19 protein-coding genes are annotated in these 17,562 nt (G+C 61.1%); 12 read left to right on the forward strand and 7 right to left on the reverse strand.

The window, feature by feature from the left end; translation table 11 throughout:
• Positions 1 to 72: 72 nt before the first annotated feature.
• The 12 genes from D2V07_RS14410 (at position 73) to D2V07_RS14465 (ending at position 9,182) form a co-directional block, all read left to right on the forward strand.
• Positions 73 to 369 carry a hypothetical protein gene (locus D2V07_RS14410; protein WP_119587653.1) on the forward strand — a complete coding sequence of 99 codons (297 nt, stop codon included), beginning with the start codon at positions 73 to 75 and terminating at the stop codon, positions 367 to 369.
• 3 nt (positions 370 to 372) lie between these two features.
• A complete protein-coding gene (locus D2V07_RS14415) occupies positions 373 to 807 on the forward strand; it encodes a Spy/CpxP family protein refolding chaperone (protein ID WP_119587654.1) in 435 nt (144 codons plus the stop codon).
• A 6-nt stretch (positions 808 to 813) separates the two neighbouring features.
• Complete coding sequence (locus tag D2V07_RS14420; protein ID WP_119587655.1) at positions 814 to 1,374, forward strand: RNA polymerase sigma factor; 561 nt, start codon at positions 814 to 816, stop codon at positions 1,372 to 1,374.
• 56 nt (positions 1,375 to 1,430) lie between these two features.
• A complete protein-coding gene (locus tag D2V07_RS14425) occupies positions 1,431 to 3,266 on the forward strand; it encodes a copper resistance system multicopper oxidase (protein ID WP_119587656.1) in 1,836 nt (611 codons plus the stop codon).
• Entirely contained in the window at positions 3,263 to 4,450 is a 1,188-nt protein-coding gene (locus tag D2V07_RS14430) for a copper resistance protein B (RefSeq protein WP_119587657.1), read from the forward strand. Before D2V07_RS14425 ends, D2V07_RS14430 begins: the two co-directional genes overlap by 4 nt.
• 25 nt (positions 4,451 to 4,475) lie before the next feature.
• Complete coding sequence (locus tag D2V07_RS14435; RefSeq protein ID WP_119587658.1) at positions 4,476 to 4,994, forward strand: YybH family protein; 519 nt, start codon at positions 4,476 to 4,478, stop codon at positions 4,992 to 4,994.
• Positions 4,995 to 5,021: 27 nt separating this feature from the next.
• Complete coding sequence (locus tag D2V07_RS14440; protein WP_119587659.1) at positions 5,022 to 5,753, forward strand: PepSY domain-containing protein; 732 nt, start codon at positions 5,022 to 5,024, stop codon at positions 5,751 to 5,753.
• A 230-nt stretch (positions 5,754 to 5,983) separates the two neighbouring features.
• A complete protein-coding gene (locus D2V07_RS14445; protein WP_119587660.1) occupies positions 5,984 to 6,655 on the forward strand; it encodes a DUF2231 domain-containing protein in 672 nt (223 codons plus the stop codon).
• 131 nt (positions 6,656 to 6,786) lie between these two features.
• The gene (locus D2V07_RS14450) at positions 6,787 to 7,080 is read left to right on the forward strand and encodes a hypothetical protein (protein WP_147367002.1); all 294 of its coding nucleotides are present in this window, start codon (positions 6,787 to 6,789) and stop codon (positions 7,078 to 7,080) included.
• 282 nt (positions 7,081 to 7,362) lie between these two features.
• Positions 7,363 to 7,704, forward strand: a complete 342-nt coding sequence (locus D2V07_RS14455) for a hypothetical protein (RefSeq protein ID WP_119587662.1) — start codon at positions 7,363 to 7,365, stop codon at positions 7,702 to 7,704.
• A gap of 363 nt (positions 7,705 to 8,067) precedes the next feature.
• Complete coding sequence (locus tag D2V07_RS14460; protein WP_199698804.1) at positions 8,068 to 8,592, forward strand: c-type cytochrome; 525 nt, start codon at positions 8,068 to 8,070, stop codon at positions 8,590 to 8,592.
• A 74-nt stretch (positions 8,593 to 8,666) separates the two neighbouring features.
• Positions 8,667 to 9,182 (forward strand): DUF2231 domain-containing protein, encoded by a 516-nt coding sequence (locus tag D2V07_RS14465; RefSeq protein ID WP_119587664.1) that lies wholly within the window; start codon positions 8,667 to 8,669, stop codon positions 9,180 to 9,182.
• A 102-nt stretch (positions 9,183 to 9,284) separates the two neighbouring features.
• Here the strand turns inward: D2V07_RS14465 and D2V07_RS14470 are convergent, their stop codons facing one another.
• From D2V07_RS14470 to D2V07_RS14500, 7 genes are read right to left on the reverse strand one after another with little or no spacing between them, the layout of a single operon-like run.
• Positions 9,285 to 9,785, reverse strand: coding sequence for a hypothetical protein (locus tag D2V07_RS14470; RefSeq protein WP_199698805.1), 501 nt, complete (start codon positions 9,783 to 9,785; stop codon positions 9,285 to 9,287).
• A complete protein-coding gene (locus D2V07_RS14475; protein ID WP_158586849.1) occupies positions 9,782 to 11,602 on the reverse strand; it encodes a glycoside hydrolase family 15 protein in 1,821 nt (606 codons plus the stop codon). The genes D2V07_RS14470 and D2V07_RS14475 overlap by 4 nt, the downstream gene beginning before the upstream one ends.
• On the reverse strand, positions 11,599 to 12,606 hold the full coding sequence (locus D2V07_RS14480) for an SDR family oxidoreductase (protein ID WP_119587666.1): 1,008 nt from the start codon (positions 12,604 to 12,606) through the stop codon (positions 11,599 to 11,601). Before D2V07_RS14480 ends, D2V07_RS14475 begins: the two co-directional genes overlap by 4 nt.
• 6 nt (positions 12,607 to 12,612) lie before the next feature.
• The gene (locus tag D2V07_RS14485; protein WP_233548425.1) at positions 12,613 to 14,196 is read right to left on the reverse strand and encodes a GMC family oxidoreductase; all 1,584 of its coding nucleotides are present in this window, start codon (positions 14,194 to 14,196) and stop codon (positions 12,613 to 12,615) included.
• A gap of 43 nt (positions 14,197 to 14,239) precedes the next feature.
• Positions 14,240 to 14,878 (reverse strand): gluconate 2-dehydrogenase subunit 3 family protein, encoded by a 639-nt coding sequence (locus D2V07_RS14490; protein ID WP_119587668.1) that lies wholly within the window; start codon positions 14,876 to 14,878, stop codon positions 14,240 to 14,242.
• Positions 14,871 to 15,695, reverse strand: coding sequence for a hypothetical protein (locus D2V07_RS14495; protein ID WP_119587669.1), 825 nt, complete (start codon positions 15,693 to 15,695; stop codon positions 14,871 to 14,873). The genes D2V07_RS14490 and D2V07_RS14495 overlap by 8 nt, the downstream gene beginning before the upstream one ends.
• A complete protein-coding gene (locus D2V07_RS14500; protein ID WP_325049027.1) occupies positions 15,695 to 17,503 on the reverse strand; it encodes a thiamine pyrophosphate-requiring protein in 1,809 nt (602 codons plus the stop codon). The genes D2V07_RS14495 and D2V07_RS14500 overlap by 1 nt, the downstream gene beginning before the upstream one ends.
• Positions 17,504 to 17,562: the final 59 nt, after the last annotated feature.

The raw sequence follows: 17,562 nt of genomic DNA on the forward strand, positions 1-17,562 counted from the left end.
CAAAAAAAGAAGTTTAAGGGATTGTGCAGGCGAGCGCGTATAGGACACGTGCAACCCACAGGAGTTTTTCGGATGCGTGACAATCACTCTCTTGATGCGGTGCTCGGAACCCTTTCCGCCACCGCCCCCAACGAGGTCCCCGCCGACTTCATGGATGGCGTTTGGCAGCGCGCCGGACAGCTGGGCGAAATCGCCGACCGACGCCGCCGGACGGCTCTGTTCGTCGGTCTGTTCGTCGTCGGGCTTGGAGCTGGCGCCGGAACGAGCGGTTGGCCCGGCGGCTATGGCACGTCTTCCGCGTCATTTGGCGAGAGTCTTATCCTCGGCGAACAGCTGTCCCCATCGGCGCTCCTCCATGTGGAGCAATAGGGTTTGAAGACGACGCATATCGTTATCGCGGTGCTTCTCGCAGCGCTCGCAGGATGCCTCGGCGCGATTGCCGCGGACCGCTGGGCCAATCACGAGGCCGGCTCCGGCCTCCACGATTTCGTGCACGACGAGCTCACGTTGACGGCCGACCAGGAGCAGCGTCTCGATGCGCTCGAGGCCCGTTTCGCGGTCGAAAGGGCACGGCTCGAAGGATCGGCGCGCGCAGCCAATGCCCGGCTCGCCCAGGCGATGGAAAACGAGCATGAGTACGGTCCCGAGGTCTCGGCCGCGATCGACGAGGTGCATGCGCGCATGGGCGATCTGCAGAAGGCAACGGTGCGCCACGTCTTCGACATGCGCGAAATTCTCGAACCCGAGCAGCAACGCCAGTTCGACCGCAAGGTCTCCGACGCCCTGACCCGCGACCCGCGCGACTGAAGCGCCATGTCGGGGGCGGGCGACAATCCGGATGAGGCCCTTGTCTCGCAGGCGAAGGCCGGAAACAAGCGGGCTTTCAGCAAGCTCGTCGAGCGTGAAACCGGTCGGCTTCTCGCACTCGCGACACGCATGCTTTCCTCTCCTTCTCAGGCCGAGGACGTTGTTCAGGACAGCCTCGCGTCGGTGTGGCTGACGCGTCATCGGCTCGATCCGGACAAGCCGATCGGACCCTATCTGACAACCGTCGTCCTCAACCGCTGCCGGGACCGTTTGCGCAGGCGCAAGGTCGCGGGCTTTTTCGGACTGTCGGGCGATGACGAACTCCATTCCATCGCCGACGATTTCCCAGGTCCTGAAACGCTGGCCGTTTCCAGGGAAGAGCTCAATCTCGTTCAGGCCGAGATCGCACGAATGCCCGTAAGGCTGCGCGAAGCGCTCGTGCTCGTTACTGTCGAGGGGTACAGCCAGGCCGAGGCGGCCGAGCTTCTGGACACGAGCGAAAAGGCGATCGAAACCCGCGTGTACCGTGCGCGCAACAGGTTGAGGGAACGCTTCGAAAATCTTTGAGGGGTTGGACGCGTGCGCGCGTAAATAACGGTAAATGTCAATTCAGGAGCTTCTTCATGATTGCTGTCAGTCGACGAAAATTGCTTGGCGCGGGCGCCGCTGGTGCCGGCCTCCTCGCGATGCCCGCTTGGGCACGCGGCGGCAGCCTGTCTTCCGGGGTGATCCGTCAGGGGTTTGATGAAGTGTCCGGATCGAGCATCGATCTGACCATCGGCCAGGGTCCGCGGGTCGTTCAGGGTCGCCGGGGCCACGGCGTCGCCGTGAACGGCAGCGTTCCAGGACCACTCGTGCGACTGAAGGAAGGGCAGCCCGTTCACCTCAATGTCACGAACACCCTAGATGAAGACAGTTCTATCCACTGGCACGGGTTGCTCGTACCCTTCCAGTTCGACGGTGTGCCCGGCGTGAGTTTTCCCGGCATCAAGCCCGGCGAGACCTTCACCTACGATCTACCCCCTCTCCGACAGTCTGGCACGTATTGGTGGCATTCGCATTCGGATCTCCAGGAGCAGGCGGGCCATTACGGACCGATCGTGGTCGACCCGGCGGGATCCGATCCGGTGCAAGCGGATCGCGATTATGTGATCCTGCTCAGCGAGTTCACCCCCATGCATCCGCACACGATCATGGAAAAGCTGAAGAAAGGGGAGGGATACTTCAATTATCAACAGCGAACCTGGACCGATGACTATCCGCTGACCGGCGAGCAGCGGCGCATGTGGGCCGAGATGCGCATGATGCCGACCGACATCCTGGATGTCACCGGCGCGACCTACACCTACCTTGCCAATGGACATGGCCCCGAGGAAGGCCTCGAATTTCTATTCAGTCCTGGTGAGCGGGTCCGCTTCCGTGTCATCAACGGGAGCGCGATGAGCTTTTTCAACGTCCGCATTCCCGGCGCGAAGCTGTTTATCGTCGGTGCCGATGGACAGAATGTCCGCCCGGTCGAGGTCGAGGAGTTTCAGATCGGCACCGCCGAGACCTACGATTTCGTGGTCGAGCCTAGCGGCGAGGCGATGACCATAGTTGCGGAAAGCATGGACCGCTCGGGCATGGCGGTGGCGACACTGGCGACCCGCCCGGGCGCTCGGGCCGAGGTTCCGCCGCTGCGCACGGCGCCGCTGCTCACCATGGCGGACATGGGCATGAGCGGCATGGATCATGGCGGGATGGATCACGGTAACAATGCCCCTTCCGGCGGCATGAACCAGGGGGCGATGGAGGGTATGGACCATTCTGCCATGGGACATGGCACAATGGGCGGCGGGACAAACCCCGCCAAGACGACGGCGCCCGAACCGATGGGTGGCATGAGCATGGAAGGCATGAGCATGCGCGATACCTCCCTACTGCCACCCGACGTGAAGGTGGGTCCGGGTGTCGACATGGTCTCGATGAACCCGGTCGATCGCATGGGCGATCCGGGCATCGGCCTCGATAAGGTTCCTCACAAGGTGCTGACCTACAAGGATCTGGTTGCCCTCGAACGCAACGATGATCCGCGTACGCCCTCCCGTCAGATGCAAATCCACCTGACAGGCAACATGGAACGCTACATGTGGTCTTTCGATGGGTCCAAGTTCAGTTCGGTCAGCGATGAGCCCATCCGGTTCGCTTACAACGAGCGCGTGCGGGTCAAGCTCGTCAACAACACGATGATGGCGCATCCCATTCACCTGCATGGCCACTTCTTCGAGCTGGTGAACGGGGCGCCGGAAGGCTTCCAGCCTCAAAAGCACGTTGTAATCGTCCAGCCAGGCGGAAGCGCCACTTTCGATCTGACCGCCGACGAGGTTGGTGACTGGGCATTTCATTGCCACCTGCTCTATCACATGCATATGGGCATGTTTCAGGTTGTCACAGTCGCGAAGCCGGGAGAAAACGCATGAAGATGCATGTTCTCCTGACCGCTACAAGCGTTCTCGCTGGCGTCGGCACCCCTGCCTTCGCACAGGATCATTCCGATCATGCCTCGCATCGCGAATCCGCGGCAACCGAATGCGAGAAAGAGGCCGAGCGTCACCGCGCCATGGGCCATGCGGTGCCGGAAGGACAGTGCGAGCCACCGGGCAAGCCCGCAACTTCCGTCGATCACAGCTCCATGGACCAGCAGGGTATGGATCATGGTCAGATGGATCATGGTCAGAGCGGCAATTCGGCGATGGACCAAGGTTCAATGGACGGCATGGACCATAGCCAGATGGACCATGGTCAGGGTGGCAGTTCCCCGATGGATCAGGGGTCGATGGAAGGCATGGACCATGGCGGAATGGACCACGGGCAAATGGATATGGGTGCCATGGATCACGGATCTATGGCGATGCCGATACCCGAAGCGCCGCCGCCTGCTGCTGCAGGTTCCGGCCCCCCACGTGCGGCGGACGCGATCTGGGGAGCCGAAGCGATGCGCGAGGCGCGAGAGCAGCTTCGCCGCGAACAGGGCGGTCAGACCTTTCTCGGAATTTTCGGAGATCGCTTGGAATACCGCGCGCGCGAAGGAGAGGACGGATATCTGTGGGATTTCAAGGCTTGGTATGGCGGGGATCTCAACCGCGTCTGGGTTGAATCCGAAGGCGAGGGTGCATTCGGCGAGGGTGTCGAGGATGCCGACATATCGCTGCTCTATGGCAGGGCGATCGGTCCCTGGTTCGATCTACAGGCCGGTGTTCGGCAGGATCTGACCGGTCCGACGCGTACCTATCTCGATCTCGGAATTCAGGGGCTCGCCCCCTATCTGTTCGAGGTCGAGGCGGATGTCTTCCTGTCGGATAAGGGCGACGTCACCGCCACGGCGGAGGTCGAACTCGATCAGCGCATCACCCAGCGCCTAATCCTGCAACCGCGCGGAGAGATATCGCTGGCGGCGCAGGATGTGCCCGAACTTGGCATCGGCGCAGGGATCGACACGATCGAGGCGGGAGTACGTCTCCGCTATGAATTCGCCCGTGAGTTCGCTCCGTATATCGGCGTCGAACAGGAATGGAAAATAGGCGACAGCGCCGATTTTGCCCGCGCCGCGGGCGAAGATCCGAGCGTCACCAACTATGTCGTCGGCTTACGTTTCTGGTTCTGAAACACGATCTTAGGATTTTGATGAAATGACCAATACTCTAACACGGATCGCATCGACCGCGCTCGCTCTTGCGCTGATACCTACGGCTGCAGTCGCGCAGCAGATGGTTCATTCATCCCATGCCGGCCACGAGATGCAGGCTATGGACGCTTCGGCGGACGATGTCGCGGGCGCGGAGAAGGCCCTCAAGGCCTATCGCACCGCTCTTGAAGCACGCGACGCGCAGGCGATGCGGGCTCTCTTCGCCGAGAATTCGGCGATTTTCGAGAATGGCAAGGCCGAAGGAAGCTTCGCCAACTACATGGAGCACCATCTGGGCCCCGAGCTCGACGCGATCGTGAGCTTTACCTTCTCCGACCCCACGCTGACCGTCACCCGGATGGGACATATGGCCTATGGTTACGAGACGTATGGCTATCGCATCGAACTTAGCGATGGCCGGATGATCGAGCGCGACGGCGTGGCGACATCGGTGCTTGCTCATGACGCGGAAGAGTGGAGAATCGTCCAGTACCATTCCTCGTCGCGCGCGCCGCGCAACTGATTACGGCTTTCGAAGAGGTAGCACCGGTTGGCAACGCCGTCGCTGAAGCTGCGCCTGCATGTGCTCGGCAGCAAGATCCACAAATGGCTGGCGATTTTCGTCGGTGTCCAGGTCCTCTTGTGGATGGGAACCGGTGCCCTCATGTCATTTCTCGACCTGGAAGAAGTTCGCTCCGAACATGTTGTTTCGCGTGAACAAGAGACGCTGCCCGCCGATGCCCCGCTCCCGGCCTGGGTCGTAAACGACGGTACTCTTGCAGCGGTAACGGTGCGCTCGCTCAACGGCGATGCCGTGACCGAGGTCCGCAAGGTTGACGGTAGCGTGAGCCTGCATGATCCGGTGACGGGGCGCAAACTCTCCCCCATCTCGGCTGAAACGGCAAGATCCATCGCCTTGCGCGCATGGACCGGACCCAGAATGACGATCGAAGGCGCACGGATTGTTCACGAACCGGTCGGGACCGAGTTTCGCGGGCCTTTCCCGGCCTGGCAGGTCACCTATGCTGACGAGGCTTCGACGCGCATCTACATCGATGCCACCAGCGGCACGCTCGGAGCGGCGCGTAACGACACCTGGCGACTGTTCGATTTCATCTGGGGCCTTCATATCATGGACTGGACCCAGCGCGATCGCATCAACAGTTGGTGGCTGCTCCTGTTCGGCATTGGCGGCACGATCATAGCCCTGTCGGGCTTTATCCTGCTGGCGAACAGGATGCCGAGGCCGGGCCGCCGCGCAAGAAAGAGAACGCTCGCTTGAGCCCAAAGGCTTGCTCGCGTGGGCGGGCTTCCTAAGCCCATTCTGCAAGCTGTCCGGTGCCAAGAGCCGAATGCGTTCGACGATCGCGATGGTGGCGCCAGCAGACGTGATGCCACTGGCGCACTTCTGTCGCGCCAATACGATCAAATTAATGTGAGGGGCACGCGGCTGCCGTGCGTATCAGGCACATAGGTCGCACTACAACTGCCGGGCCGGGAGACATACGACACATGAAAGCCCCCTCATTTTTGGCGCTGCTCGCCGCAAGCCTGCTCTTCGTCGGACCCGTTCAGGCTCATGGCGACGAAAAACACGGCGAAGAGGCGAGCGCCGCGCCTGCGGCCACCAATGGCGATGCGCATGACCAGGCGGCCATGGCGCAGATGGGCGAGCCCGCAGGCGCGGGCGAGTCCTCCGGCGCGCACGACGAAGCGGGCGGAGGCCATGACGAGGCCGGTGGCCATGCGGATGAGGGCGAAACCGGCATTATGGCCGTACTGAAGAAGCTGCATCCGGCAACGATCCATTTCCCGATCGCCTTGTTTCTAATGGCTGCGGCCACCGAATTGTTCGTGATGCGCCGGAAAGGAGCGGGCCTGGAAAGTGCGGTGCGCGTGCTTGTCTACGGCGGGGCCATCGGCGCGGTCGTTGCGGCTCTGTTCGGATGGATCCACACCGGGCTGTGGTTTGGCGGCGATACCGTCATGCAGGTGCATCGATGGAACGGGATGCTGATCGCGGTTCTCGGTATTGCAATGGCCTATCTCGCAAACAGGCCAAGCCAAAGCCGTACGTGGTTGCGCGCATCTATCTTCTCCATGGCGGCACTCGTTCTCATACAGGGCTTCCTTGGCGGCGAGCTCGCGCATGGCCCGCACCATTTGGGCATTTCCCTGTTTTGAAGGAGTTGAATGAGATGCGAATTCCAAAGGAAACGTCAGCGATCGCCTCTTTTGCGCTCGCGTCATTGATACCTGCTCTAGCGGCTTGCGATCAGGCGCCGGAGAGCACGCCGACCTCGGAGGTTTCGCCGATGGGCGAAGCTGCGGCGATGCCTGGCACGGCACCCGAAGAAAATCTTGGCGGTCGGGCAGCGTCTCCCTCTGAGGGTGAAACAGGGGTCGCGCGGCAGGACGCCCTTTCGACAAGGAATGCCGCCACACCCGCGTCACAGGGAGCCGCTCCTCCGGTACCGCGCGCAACGGCCACCTCCGCTGCGCCGGCAACGGCCGCGCAGCCCGAGAGCGAGGAGGCGACCCTGCCCGCCGATCCCCATGCGGGCCATGACATGTCCTCGATGGCCGATCACGACATGGAAGGCATGTGATCGGGCGCGTTTCCCGGTGACTGGGCTATTCAGAAGAAACCCTCGGCAAGAAATCCCAACGAACAACGCAAGATCAGGAAAGGACGGCCCCGCCTCCCCCCGAAGCCCTGCGGGTCGCAGGTGCCCCCAAGGGGCCGTTCAGGAACCCCGCGTGAAGACCAACCCGCGCGGGGTTCCGTTTGCCCGGCTTCGCTGTCGCTTGCCAGGCGCTTCCCGGCATGGCTTCGTGCTATATGAGCATCGCGCAGACGATCGCCCCGATGGTTATGAAAGGAACCGCATATGTCGGAAACGGGAAAAGCCGGTGCGCTGTCGCGCTGGGAAGACGAAGGTGGGGCATTGCGCTGCGGGCCGCAGGAAGCGCTCGCTGCCGATTGCGAAAAATGGGATACTCCGCCGCTTTCCGATGCCGAGATCATCCAATTGCGCATCAGGGTGATCGCGCTCGAGAACATGGTGCTCGGCCTTCTGTCGAAGGCCAGCGCCGATCAGCTTGCAGCAATCGAAGAAATCGCGGAATTCATATCCCCGCGTGCCGATGCGAAGCCGCATCCGCTTACCTTGCATGCCGCCACCCAGATGGAGCACTTTGTCGAGCGCGCCCGACGGTTTCGCGAAGAATAATAGTCAAGTCTCGCCCTGGCTTTCTAATGCGTTGGGAGAACGAAGCCGCTCCGCATTCGCTTTCGGGCACCCGTACTCGGTCCGGCAGGCAACTTTCGGAACCCTCATCGTCAACCAGTGTTGAATAAGTTCGACCGCCATTGATGGGTTTGAGTTTCTTGCTGACCGCACCTTGAGCATTTGCGTTCGCCCGACCGTTTCGAAGGCGCCGAGTGGTAGTACAGAGTGCTCCGGAAGACTGATCTCGCCCCGAGGGGAAGAATGACATCGACGGATAGGTCGCGGCATCCCCGGGGGTAAATGATCCCGTTCCCGGGGAGCCGCGCCGGTCAGCCGCCGGAGGTAGCCAGACGTTGGAGATTGATGATGAAGAGCTTCCAAAAAGGTCTTGGGCTCGGAACCCTAGGCACTTTGTTGCTCATCGGCACTGTCGCGCTGATCGTCGTGCTTACGGGCGCGTATAATGTCGCTGCCGATGATGGTCATACCCCGATTACGGAGTGGGCGCTTGACACCTCGATGACGAATTCTGTCGAAAGCCGTGCGAGCAACCTGAACGCTCCAGAATTCACGCAAGCGATGGTCGAGGCCGGCGCGGGCGATTACAAGGCCATGTGCGCGCACTGTCACGGGGGCGTCGGCGAAGGACGAGCGCAATGGAGTTCCGGTATGCTTCCCCATCCTCCCGCGCTGGCAAACGCCGCGAAGAGTTGGTCGGACGAAGAAGTGTTCTGGCTGGTAAAACACGGCGTGAAGGCGTCGGGCATGCCTGCCTTTGGAGGCACGCACGAGGATCGCGCTCTCTGGAATATCACAGCTTTCGTCAAGAACATGCCGCAAATGAGCGAAGAACAGTATGCCACCCTCGGATCGGCCGGCGGTCATTAGCGAGACCAAGGGGCGCGCCGGAATGGACTGCGCATGCGATCCTTCCCTTTCTTCTTCAACCTAGGGCTATCTCGATGCCACCCATTCATCCCGCGATCGTTCACTATCCCATCGCGCTAGGAGTGGTTTCGGTGCTTGCCGAAACGGCTGCATTGGTGTTTGGCGTACCTTCCCTCGCCCCCCTAGCCTACTGGACGATAGCAATTGCCGCCGTGGGCGCGATCCTGGCGGCGGGGACCGGCTATTGGGACATGAACCGCAACGAACTTGCGCGCGAGACGCATGAACTTGTCCATCTCCACCTCAAATCCGGCCTGATTCTGATGATAGCACTTATCGTCGCCGCGGTGTGGCGCTGGTCGCTAAGCTCACCATCGATTTTCTATCTCCTCTTTGCTTGGGCGATTGTGGCTGGCTTGGTTGTTCAGGCCTGGCTTGGCGGCGAGATCGTCTACTCGCACGGGGCAGGGGTTGCTGCCGCGAATCAGGGAACTGCATCGTCTGAAGAGGCGAAGCGGCCATCGCGTCGGTTCTATCGCTGGATAAAAGGTCGCGATTTGAAGAGCAACGGTGACGACCATGCGGCGTAGCGCAATCGTTCACTTCGAAAGTCTGTATAGGAGCTAGTAGAAGAACCGCGAGCGATGTGCGATGCTCCGATTTGGTCCAATGGTTCCGCAAGCGCCTATTGCCTAGGCAGGGTAGGCCAGAGCCATGATGCACCCATATACTGTCTGGGAAGCGACGGTCGCGATTGGGGTCAGCTTCCCGTAATGCAAACCAAAAGCTCCGGGAGGCTCGAGCCGCTGTCCGGGTCCCGGAGCATCGTATTCCGTAGCCATTCGCGGATGGATCATCGGCAATGTCGGTAAAAACACGGCGACCAGAAACAGTCCGTGGGCTATGCCGAGCAAAGCGCCAACCCACCATTCGGATGTCGCGAGGGCGGAAAAAAGCAGCGCATAGAAGAAGGCGAACAGCCATCCACCGACAAGATAAAGGAGATATCCGAAGATCATGGCGCGCCGCCGATTGCTCACGACAAAGGTTCCGAACAGGAAAGGAAGGCTCAGCCGGGAAAAACCGAAGAGCTGGGCCCCTTCAAGCACACTGGTCGTGACTGCGGTAGCGACGAGGCCCCACGCGGCTACTACCACCCAATTGGCGGCTACCTCTTGAAGAATTCCATTCAACTGTTGCTTTTCCCTGCACCATGGATTGCCCTAACAGCATGGAGAAGAGCTGCGTGGGACAAGCCCTGCGGCATATTGCCCAGCATGTGTCCGGTTTCCGGATCGTATTCCTCGGACCACAAGCCCAAATCCCCGGCGGCATCGATGAGCGTTTGCAACCTTGTTACTGCCTCTTCCATCCTGCCGGCCATGGCAAGATATTCGACGGCCCAGAAGCAACATGCCACGAAGGCTCCTTCAGGGGACCCGTGACCGTCGATCGCCGGATCGTAACGCCAGACGAAGGGACCCTTTGCCAGTTCGGCATCGATCCTCTCGAATGTAGCCACCATGTGAGGATGATCCGCTTTAATAATTCCGATCTTCGGAAGGAGCAAAACGCTGGCATCGAGATGCTCGCGTCCCAAGGCACCTGTAAAAGCCTGCCCCTTCTCATTCCAACCGGAGACACAAACCACTTTCTCGAGGACGGCGCGTTCAGCATGCACAGCGTCCCGATTGATCTCTAGGGGGCTGCGGTCCGAAAGCCACAGGGCGCTGTCCAAGGCCGCCCAGCACATCGCTTTCGAATACAGGTGATGCAGCCGACCCTGCCGCATTTCCCAGATGCCGTTGTCAGGCTCTTTCCAACGACGACAGACTGTTTCCACGAAGCCACGCAACCGTCGCGCTTCCGAGACCCCGAACGTACCGCCGTGTTCGACCAGCGAGCGCGCGGCCAGAATTACCGAGCCATAGCTATCGAGCTGAACCTGCCCACTGGCCCCATTTCCGATCCGCACCGGGCCCGAGTTCCGGTACCCTTCCAATTGGGATACTTCCTGCTCTTTGAGGTCGCTGCGACCAAAAATATCGTAGACGGGGCGCAGATCGGGCTTGTCCTGCTCGGTCGCGTGCATGAGCCAGTTGAAATAGCCCGATGCTTCGTTCTTGAAGCCATATTGAATGAACGCCGACAGCACGAAATAGGCATCGCGCATCCAGCAATAGCGGTAATCCCAATTTCGCTTTGCGCCTATCCATTCGGGCAGGGACGTCGTCGGCGCGGCCGCGACAGCCCCGGTCTCGCGGCTCGTCAGCAACCTCAGCGCCACGAGACTACGCTTGACTTCCTCGTTGAACCGACCGCCCAACTCGGCTTGCGAAAGCCAGGCGCTCCACCAATCGTGCGCGGCGTTCTTCTTGGTTTCGCATTCTGGGCCGAGACCTGGAATTGCGCCGACATCGCGTCTGCAAAAGGAGAGCGAGAAATAACGCTTTTCACCAGCATTGAGCTGTTCGCTTCCGCATACCTGACGATCGTCGGCCTCAGAGACGGAAAAATCGTTACGGAAGAGGATCAGATCGGCCCTGTGCTGGCATGCCCAGGCGTTTCTGCCCCGTCGTTGGAGCCGGGGGTCACGTCCAAAGCCCGGTCTGGGTTCGAAACTGAAGGCAACCTTGGGGCAACCCGATTCCACTTCCACTATGCGCAGCAATTCGCGCTCGGGTTCGATCGGACCTCCTAAGCCTTCCGTGCGCAGGGCTAGGAAGTCTGTCACGGAAAAGGAGGCGGCTTCCTGAATAAAGCAAGTCCGAAGAATGGGGGTGTCGTCGAGGTATTCTCGCTCGACGGTCCAATCTCCTTCTGCCCCAATCCGGAACCGCCCGCCCCAGCGACCGAGAACGCCGGAAAACAAGGGAGGGTCGGCGATATTGGGCAGACAAAGCCAGTCAACGCATCCCAATCTGGAAACCAGAGCGCATGCCTGCATGTCTCCGATAAGGGCATACTCACCTATGGGCGGGAAAAACGAAGGTTCGTCCAAACCCTTCATCTGGGTCGCCATAAGCCCGCGACGGCTGCCGCCAGCGCCATGATACCACCGCCGATGGCAAGAGGAAGGCGGTTCTTGGTGATCCAAAGCTGGCTGCTGCTCTTCCTGGCCTTCTCGCCGAAAGAGCCGTGCGCACCGTGATCTCCCTTCACGGGCTCGTAAAGATTGTCCTTGCGGTCCGGTGAGACGGGTTGATCGGTTTGCTGTCCGTCGATTGCGGTTCTGGCGAGATACCGGTCCATCAGTGGCGACGCTAGCCGGTCGCCCCAGATTGCCTGAAGTGTCGGCCATCCCAGCCTGACTTCCTTTCGACCCGACGTCGAAGCGAAATGTATCGCTTCTGCGGCTATCTCGGGTTGGTAAGGAGGGCTCGCCGGTTTCGGCCGCATGGGCATGCTTGTCCTGATCCAGTCGAATTGCGGCGTATTAATTCCCGGCAACTGTACCATGCTCATCCGGACCTTCGACCCGGCATGAATAAGCTCGGACCGGACCGAGTCGTGAAAACCCTGGATCGCGTGCTTTGCGCCGCAATAGGCTGATTGGAGAGGAATCCCGCGATAGGCGAGCGCGCTTCCGACCAGTACGATCGAACCGCGGTTGCGCGGCATCATGCGGCGAAGGGCGGCGAAGGTTCCATGGACTTGGCCGAGATAGGTGACCCGTGTAACCCTTTCGAAGTCTTCGAGGGACATTTCGGCAAAAGGCGACAAGACGCCGGCGAACGCGGCGTTGATCCAGATGTCGATCGGACCCAGGCTTTGCTCGATCCTTTCCGCCGCTTGCTCCAGGGCCTGTGCATCAGCAACATCGCATGGGCATACCAGCGCGTGCCCGCCAGCGGCTTCGACATCCTTCCGGGCACCCTCAAGTCCATCAATGCCTCGTGCGATGAGGCCGACGCTCGTCCCTTCCTGCGCGAACCGTCGGACGGTGGCCCGCCCCACGCCTGCCGAGGCGCCCGTTACGACAACAACTTTTCGTTTGTTCGGTATTTTCTTCATGTTCGACTAAAGCTCTCCCCTTGCGGCAAGTTCCGCGATCCGGTCACCCGTGCGGCAGGCAAGGGCCTGAATTGTCAGGGACGGGTTTACTCCGCCGGAAGTGGGAAAAACCGATCCGTCGCACACCCAAAGGTTGGGAATATCCCAACTGCGACAGTCCGCGTTGACCACGCTTGTGGCGGGATCCTCACCCATTCTCGCCGTGCCCATGAGGTGCGCCGTCTCCTCTTCGTTTCGCCAGCGCTCGGTCACGCCTACGGCGTCGAGCGCCCGGTCCATGAAATCGAGGGCGTGAGTACGCATCGCCCGTTCGTTGTCCCCGAAGCCGAAGGTGACGCGCGCGATCGGCAGGCCATAGCGATCGGTCTGCTCGGACAGGGACACGCGGTTCCGCTCATAGGGCAACACTTCGCCCACCATCTTGAGACCGACCGCGTGATTGTATCGGGACATTTCCTCAAGGAGGCCGGCCCCCCACTTGCCTTTCGCCGAGACGGTTCGGGCCCAGTCGGCAGGCAAGGGTCCGGGCGCCATGTAACACCAGCCGCCGTGATAGTCCTTCCCGCGATCCTCATAGTTCCAGTGCTCGGTAAGGGCCAGGCTCGGGGGCGCCTTGTAGGAGCGGATTTCATCCCCAGAGTATCCGAAAACCGATTGATTGAGGTGCACCATCAGGTTCTTGCCGACCATGCCGGAAGAGTTGGCGAGGCCGTCGGGAAATTCCGAACTGGAGGAATTGAGCAGCAGACGGGGCGTCTCGATCGCATAACCGGCAACCACCACGTTCCGGGCACACTGGAAACGCCACTGGCCGTTGCGGAAGTAATGAACACCGGTCGCCCGACCGTTCTTGGTTTCTACCCGTCCGGCCATTGCCAGATCGCGGATTTCAGCGCCTGCAGCGAGTGCCCTTGGAAGCCAGGTATTGAGCACCGATTGCTTCGCATTCGTCGTGCAGCCCGAAGCGCAGAAGCCGCGATAGACACACGGATGTGCTTTTCCCCGCGGCGCCGACAAAGTCGCAATGGGCGTCTCCGACCACGCGATACCCAGTTTCTCCGCCCCGCGCGCAAGGTATCTGGCCGGCGCGTTGAGCGGATGTGCGCGATAAGGATAGCGGGGCCGTTGCGGCCCCCATGGGTAACGAACCGGACCTGAGATGCACAGCGCCTCTTCCGCCTCGCGATAGTAGCGCCACATCTCGCGCCACTCGAGCGGCCAGTCGGCACCGTAGCCCAGTTTCGTTCGGCTGTTGAACCATTCGGGACGAAAGCGCAGCGAAACCATCATGTAATGAACGGTCGATCCGCCAACGGCCTTTCCCGAATTGTTCGCGCCAAGGTGGATGGGATCGTCACCATCGACGATCCGATCGTCGGTCCAGTAGAGCTTGGTCTGCTCCTGTTCGTCAGAAGCAAAATCCTCCAGCGGTCGCCAATAGGCTCCGGCATCCATTGCTATGACCGAGAACCCTGCTTCCGCCAGCTTGCAAGCGAGCGTCCCGCCGCCGGCGCCTGTACCGACAATGACGAAATCGACCGCGTCCTCGCCATAGTCGCGCATGGGCACCCAGCCGTCGTGCGTGAACACGTCGGGTGCTCTACCGTTTAGCGCGCGGGGGTGCTCTTGCGGATTATTCCTCATGGTCTTGGGAAAGAGCGTGAGACGAATTTGTCGCGGCATCCTCGGAGGCTTCCCACGGATCGTGTCTGTTTTCGGTGAGCCGGACGTACCCGCGCGGCGATGCCGGTCCGCCAAATCCCATCGCGCTCCACAGCGAAGGCTGGGCCCAGTGGGAGGAGACCAGATCAGGGAGCAGACGCCACTTCCAGAACAGCTCGGGCGAAAGGTTTCCCCAGAGCTCCGAACACATCTTGCCGCTTTCAACGGCGTACAAAATCTCGTCCGCCTGGTCGGGCTCAATACTCGCAAAACCGCAATTGAAGCGCAGCCTTGCTTCGTCCTCGATCGCGTCGAGACCGCGACGCCAGCATTCCGCCGTGCGAGGCAATGTATGCGGGCGGTAGCCATCGCCTTCGTCTTCGGCGATCTTGCGCACTATCATCGCCAAAGTGTTGGTCGCAGGTCGATCTGGAGGATCCGGACAAACGCGCGCCACGATCACGCGAAGCGTCGCCAACTGGGTATCGCCGAGGACATTCTCGGCAATTGCAAGCGCGAGCCGCTTGTCGATGACGTCTCTGGTTCGCTCGTTCCAGCTCGGCGTATCGCGCTTGGCAAGCACGTCGTAGGCAGAAAACGGATCAGCCACGGGAGAACCTGCGGATCAGCAACAGGGCTCCCAACCCGGCGATCGCGACGCCGGCGAAGGCGGGTGGCGCAGCAACCGGGGGGCCGGCCAGGAGATTCTGCCTCCAGTTCTTCCAGCCGCCCATATTTCTGGACACGCCATAGGCGTGAAACGCCGTGCCCAGCAGACCTAGCGCCGCCGTTGCTGCGAGCGAAGCGGTGGTTACCCAGTGCACGCGTCCGGTGAGCGCTGTTCGGGCCAGAGCGAGTGCGGCCATTGGAGGGATCGTCACCGGCAGCCACATCGCGGGATTGTGGTAGGCACCGCGAAAGTGCAGCAGCGCGGCCTCTCCGGCGGTTCCGGCAAGGCCCAGAGCCGTGAAACCGGCGAGTGCACGCCCCGACTGCAAAGGCACGGGGCCGAGGGCCGACGCTCCGGAACTCAGCGCGTGCGCGGCCGCACCCAGTGCGCCTGCAAAAACCAAAGCTGCTGGCGCTCCGATGGGTGCCTGGTAGAAGAAATTGCCGAGGCTGAAGCCGCCCGGTTGTTTGGCGATATTGTACACGTGAAAGCCGAGACCGGCCGCCCCGACACCCACGCTGGCCGCGTGAGTGCCGCTCGTCCATGATCCGACTGCGCCAGTTCTGGCACCGCGCGCTGCTAGATTGCCATCGTGAACGATGGAGAGCGCCGAAGCCCCGAGCGGCAAGAACATCGCTTTGTTGGCGAAGGAACCACGATAATGTTCGATCGCGGAATCGGACAACACCGAGCCTGCGACCAGGGTCGCGCCTCCGGCGATCCATTGCGCGGCGCGATGGGTGATATCGCCGGACATCAATCGTCCGCGAAGACCTTGCTCATCACCTGTTTGGCCGCGCCTGCGAGCATGCCGGTCTCGTTCGGATCGCCTTTCATCGCGCTGGTCATGAAAGCTTTGGCCTGCTCAAACTTGATGTGCGGAGGAAGCGGCGGAACCTCCGGATCGGTTTTAACCTCGAGCACGCACGGGTACCCACTCGACAGCGTCTCGTCCCACGCGGCACCGAGGTGCTCGGGCTTGTCGACGAAAATTCCATTCAGTCCGATCAGTTCGGCAAACTTGTGATAGGGAACGTCCGGAACGCGCTGCGTCATCTCGGCCTTGGGATTGCCTTCCATCACCCGCTGCTCCCAGGTGACCTGATTGAGATCCTCGTTGTTGAGCACGCAGACAACGAAGGTCTGGTTGGCCCATCTCTGGTGATATTTGGCGACGGTGATCAGTTCGGCCATGTTGTTCATCTGCATCGCGCCGTCGCCCACCATGGCGACCACCGGCCGGTCGGGATGGGCGAATTTGGCAGCGATCGCGTACGGTACGCCCGCGCCCATGGAGGCAAGACCGCCCGAGAGCGAGCCCATCATGCCGCGACGCATATAGACATCGCGCGCATACCAATTCGCGCAGGAGCCGGAATCGCTTGTAAGTATGGCGCGATCGGGAAGCCGCGGCGACAACTCGGTGAAGACGCGTTGCGGGTTGACCGGGTTGGCATCAACCATCGCACGATCGTGCAGGGTTTCTTCCCAGTCCTTTTTCCAACTGGCGATATCGTCGCGCCATGCGGTGTCGGTTTTTTGCTCGAGCAACGGCAGCATCGCCTCGATCGTGAGCGCAACATCGCCCTGGAGGTTCACGTCATGCGGGAAACGGATCGAGAGCATCTCGGGCTCGATATCCACCTGAACGCCGCGGGCCTGACCCTCCTTCGGCAAGAACTCGGAATAGGGAAAACCCGAACCCAGTGTCAGCAGGGTATCGCATCCCATCATCAGGTCGTAGCTCGGCTTCGTGCCGAGCAATCCGATCGATCCGGTCACCCATGGCAGGTCGTCGGGCAGCACATCCTTGCCGAGCAGCGCCTTCGCCGCGCCGGCGCCAAGACGATCCGCGATGGAAATGACCTCGTCGGTCGCGCCCTTGCAGCCGGCACCCACGAGCATGGCAACTTTCTTGCCCGAATTGAGAACTTCGGCTGCCCGATGCAAATCGTCCTGCGCGGGCACGACCCTCGGCCTTGAGTAACCCACACCCGAGAACAGCGCCCCATGCTTGCGTGGCGGATCTACCATCTCCTCTTCCTGCAGATCATTGGGAAAGACGAGCGAGGTGACGCGGTTGTTTCCCTTGGCGATCCGAACCGCGCGATCGACCAGGTGGCGCACCTGCGCCGGAACCATGGCATAGCCGGTGAACGCGCCCGCCACGTCCTTGAACATCGACGTCATGTCGAGTTCCTGCTGATAATGCGCCCCCACCGCCGTGCGCGCCTGCTGCCCGACGATGGCCAGCACCGGCATATGGTCGAGCCGCGCATCGTACAGGCCTGTCAGAAGATGCGAGGCGCCAGGCCCCGAGGTCGCGAGACAAACACCGAGCTCGCCCGTAAATTTCGCATGAGCCGAAGCCATGAAAGCCGCCATTTCCTCGTGCCGTACCTGGACGAACTCGAACTTGTCCTTCATCTCGTCGAGCGCGCCGACAAGGCCGTTGATTCCATCGCCCGGGTAGCCGAAGATGCGGCGCACGCCCCACTCGTGAAGGCGTTCCCAGACAAAATGCGATACCGACTGTGCCATAGTTTCTCCTGAGCCAAGTGCCATCCGCCGCCTTTCGGAAACGAAACGTGTCCAATTAGAGTTCCGAGATACCGAAGGTTTTC

This window comes from Aurantiacibacter zhengii, assembly GCF_003584125.1.
GTDB lineage: Bacteria > Pseudomonadota > Alphaproteobacteria > Sphingomonadales > Sphingomonadaceae > Alteraurantiacibacter > Alteraurantiacibacter zhengii.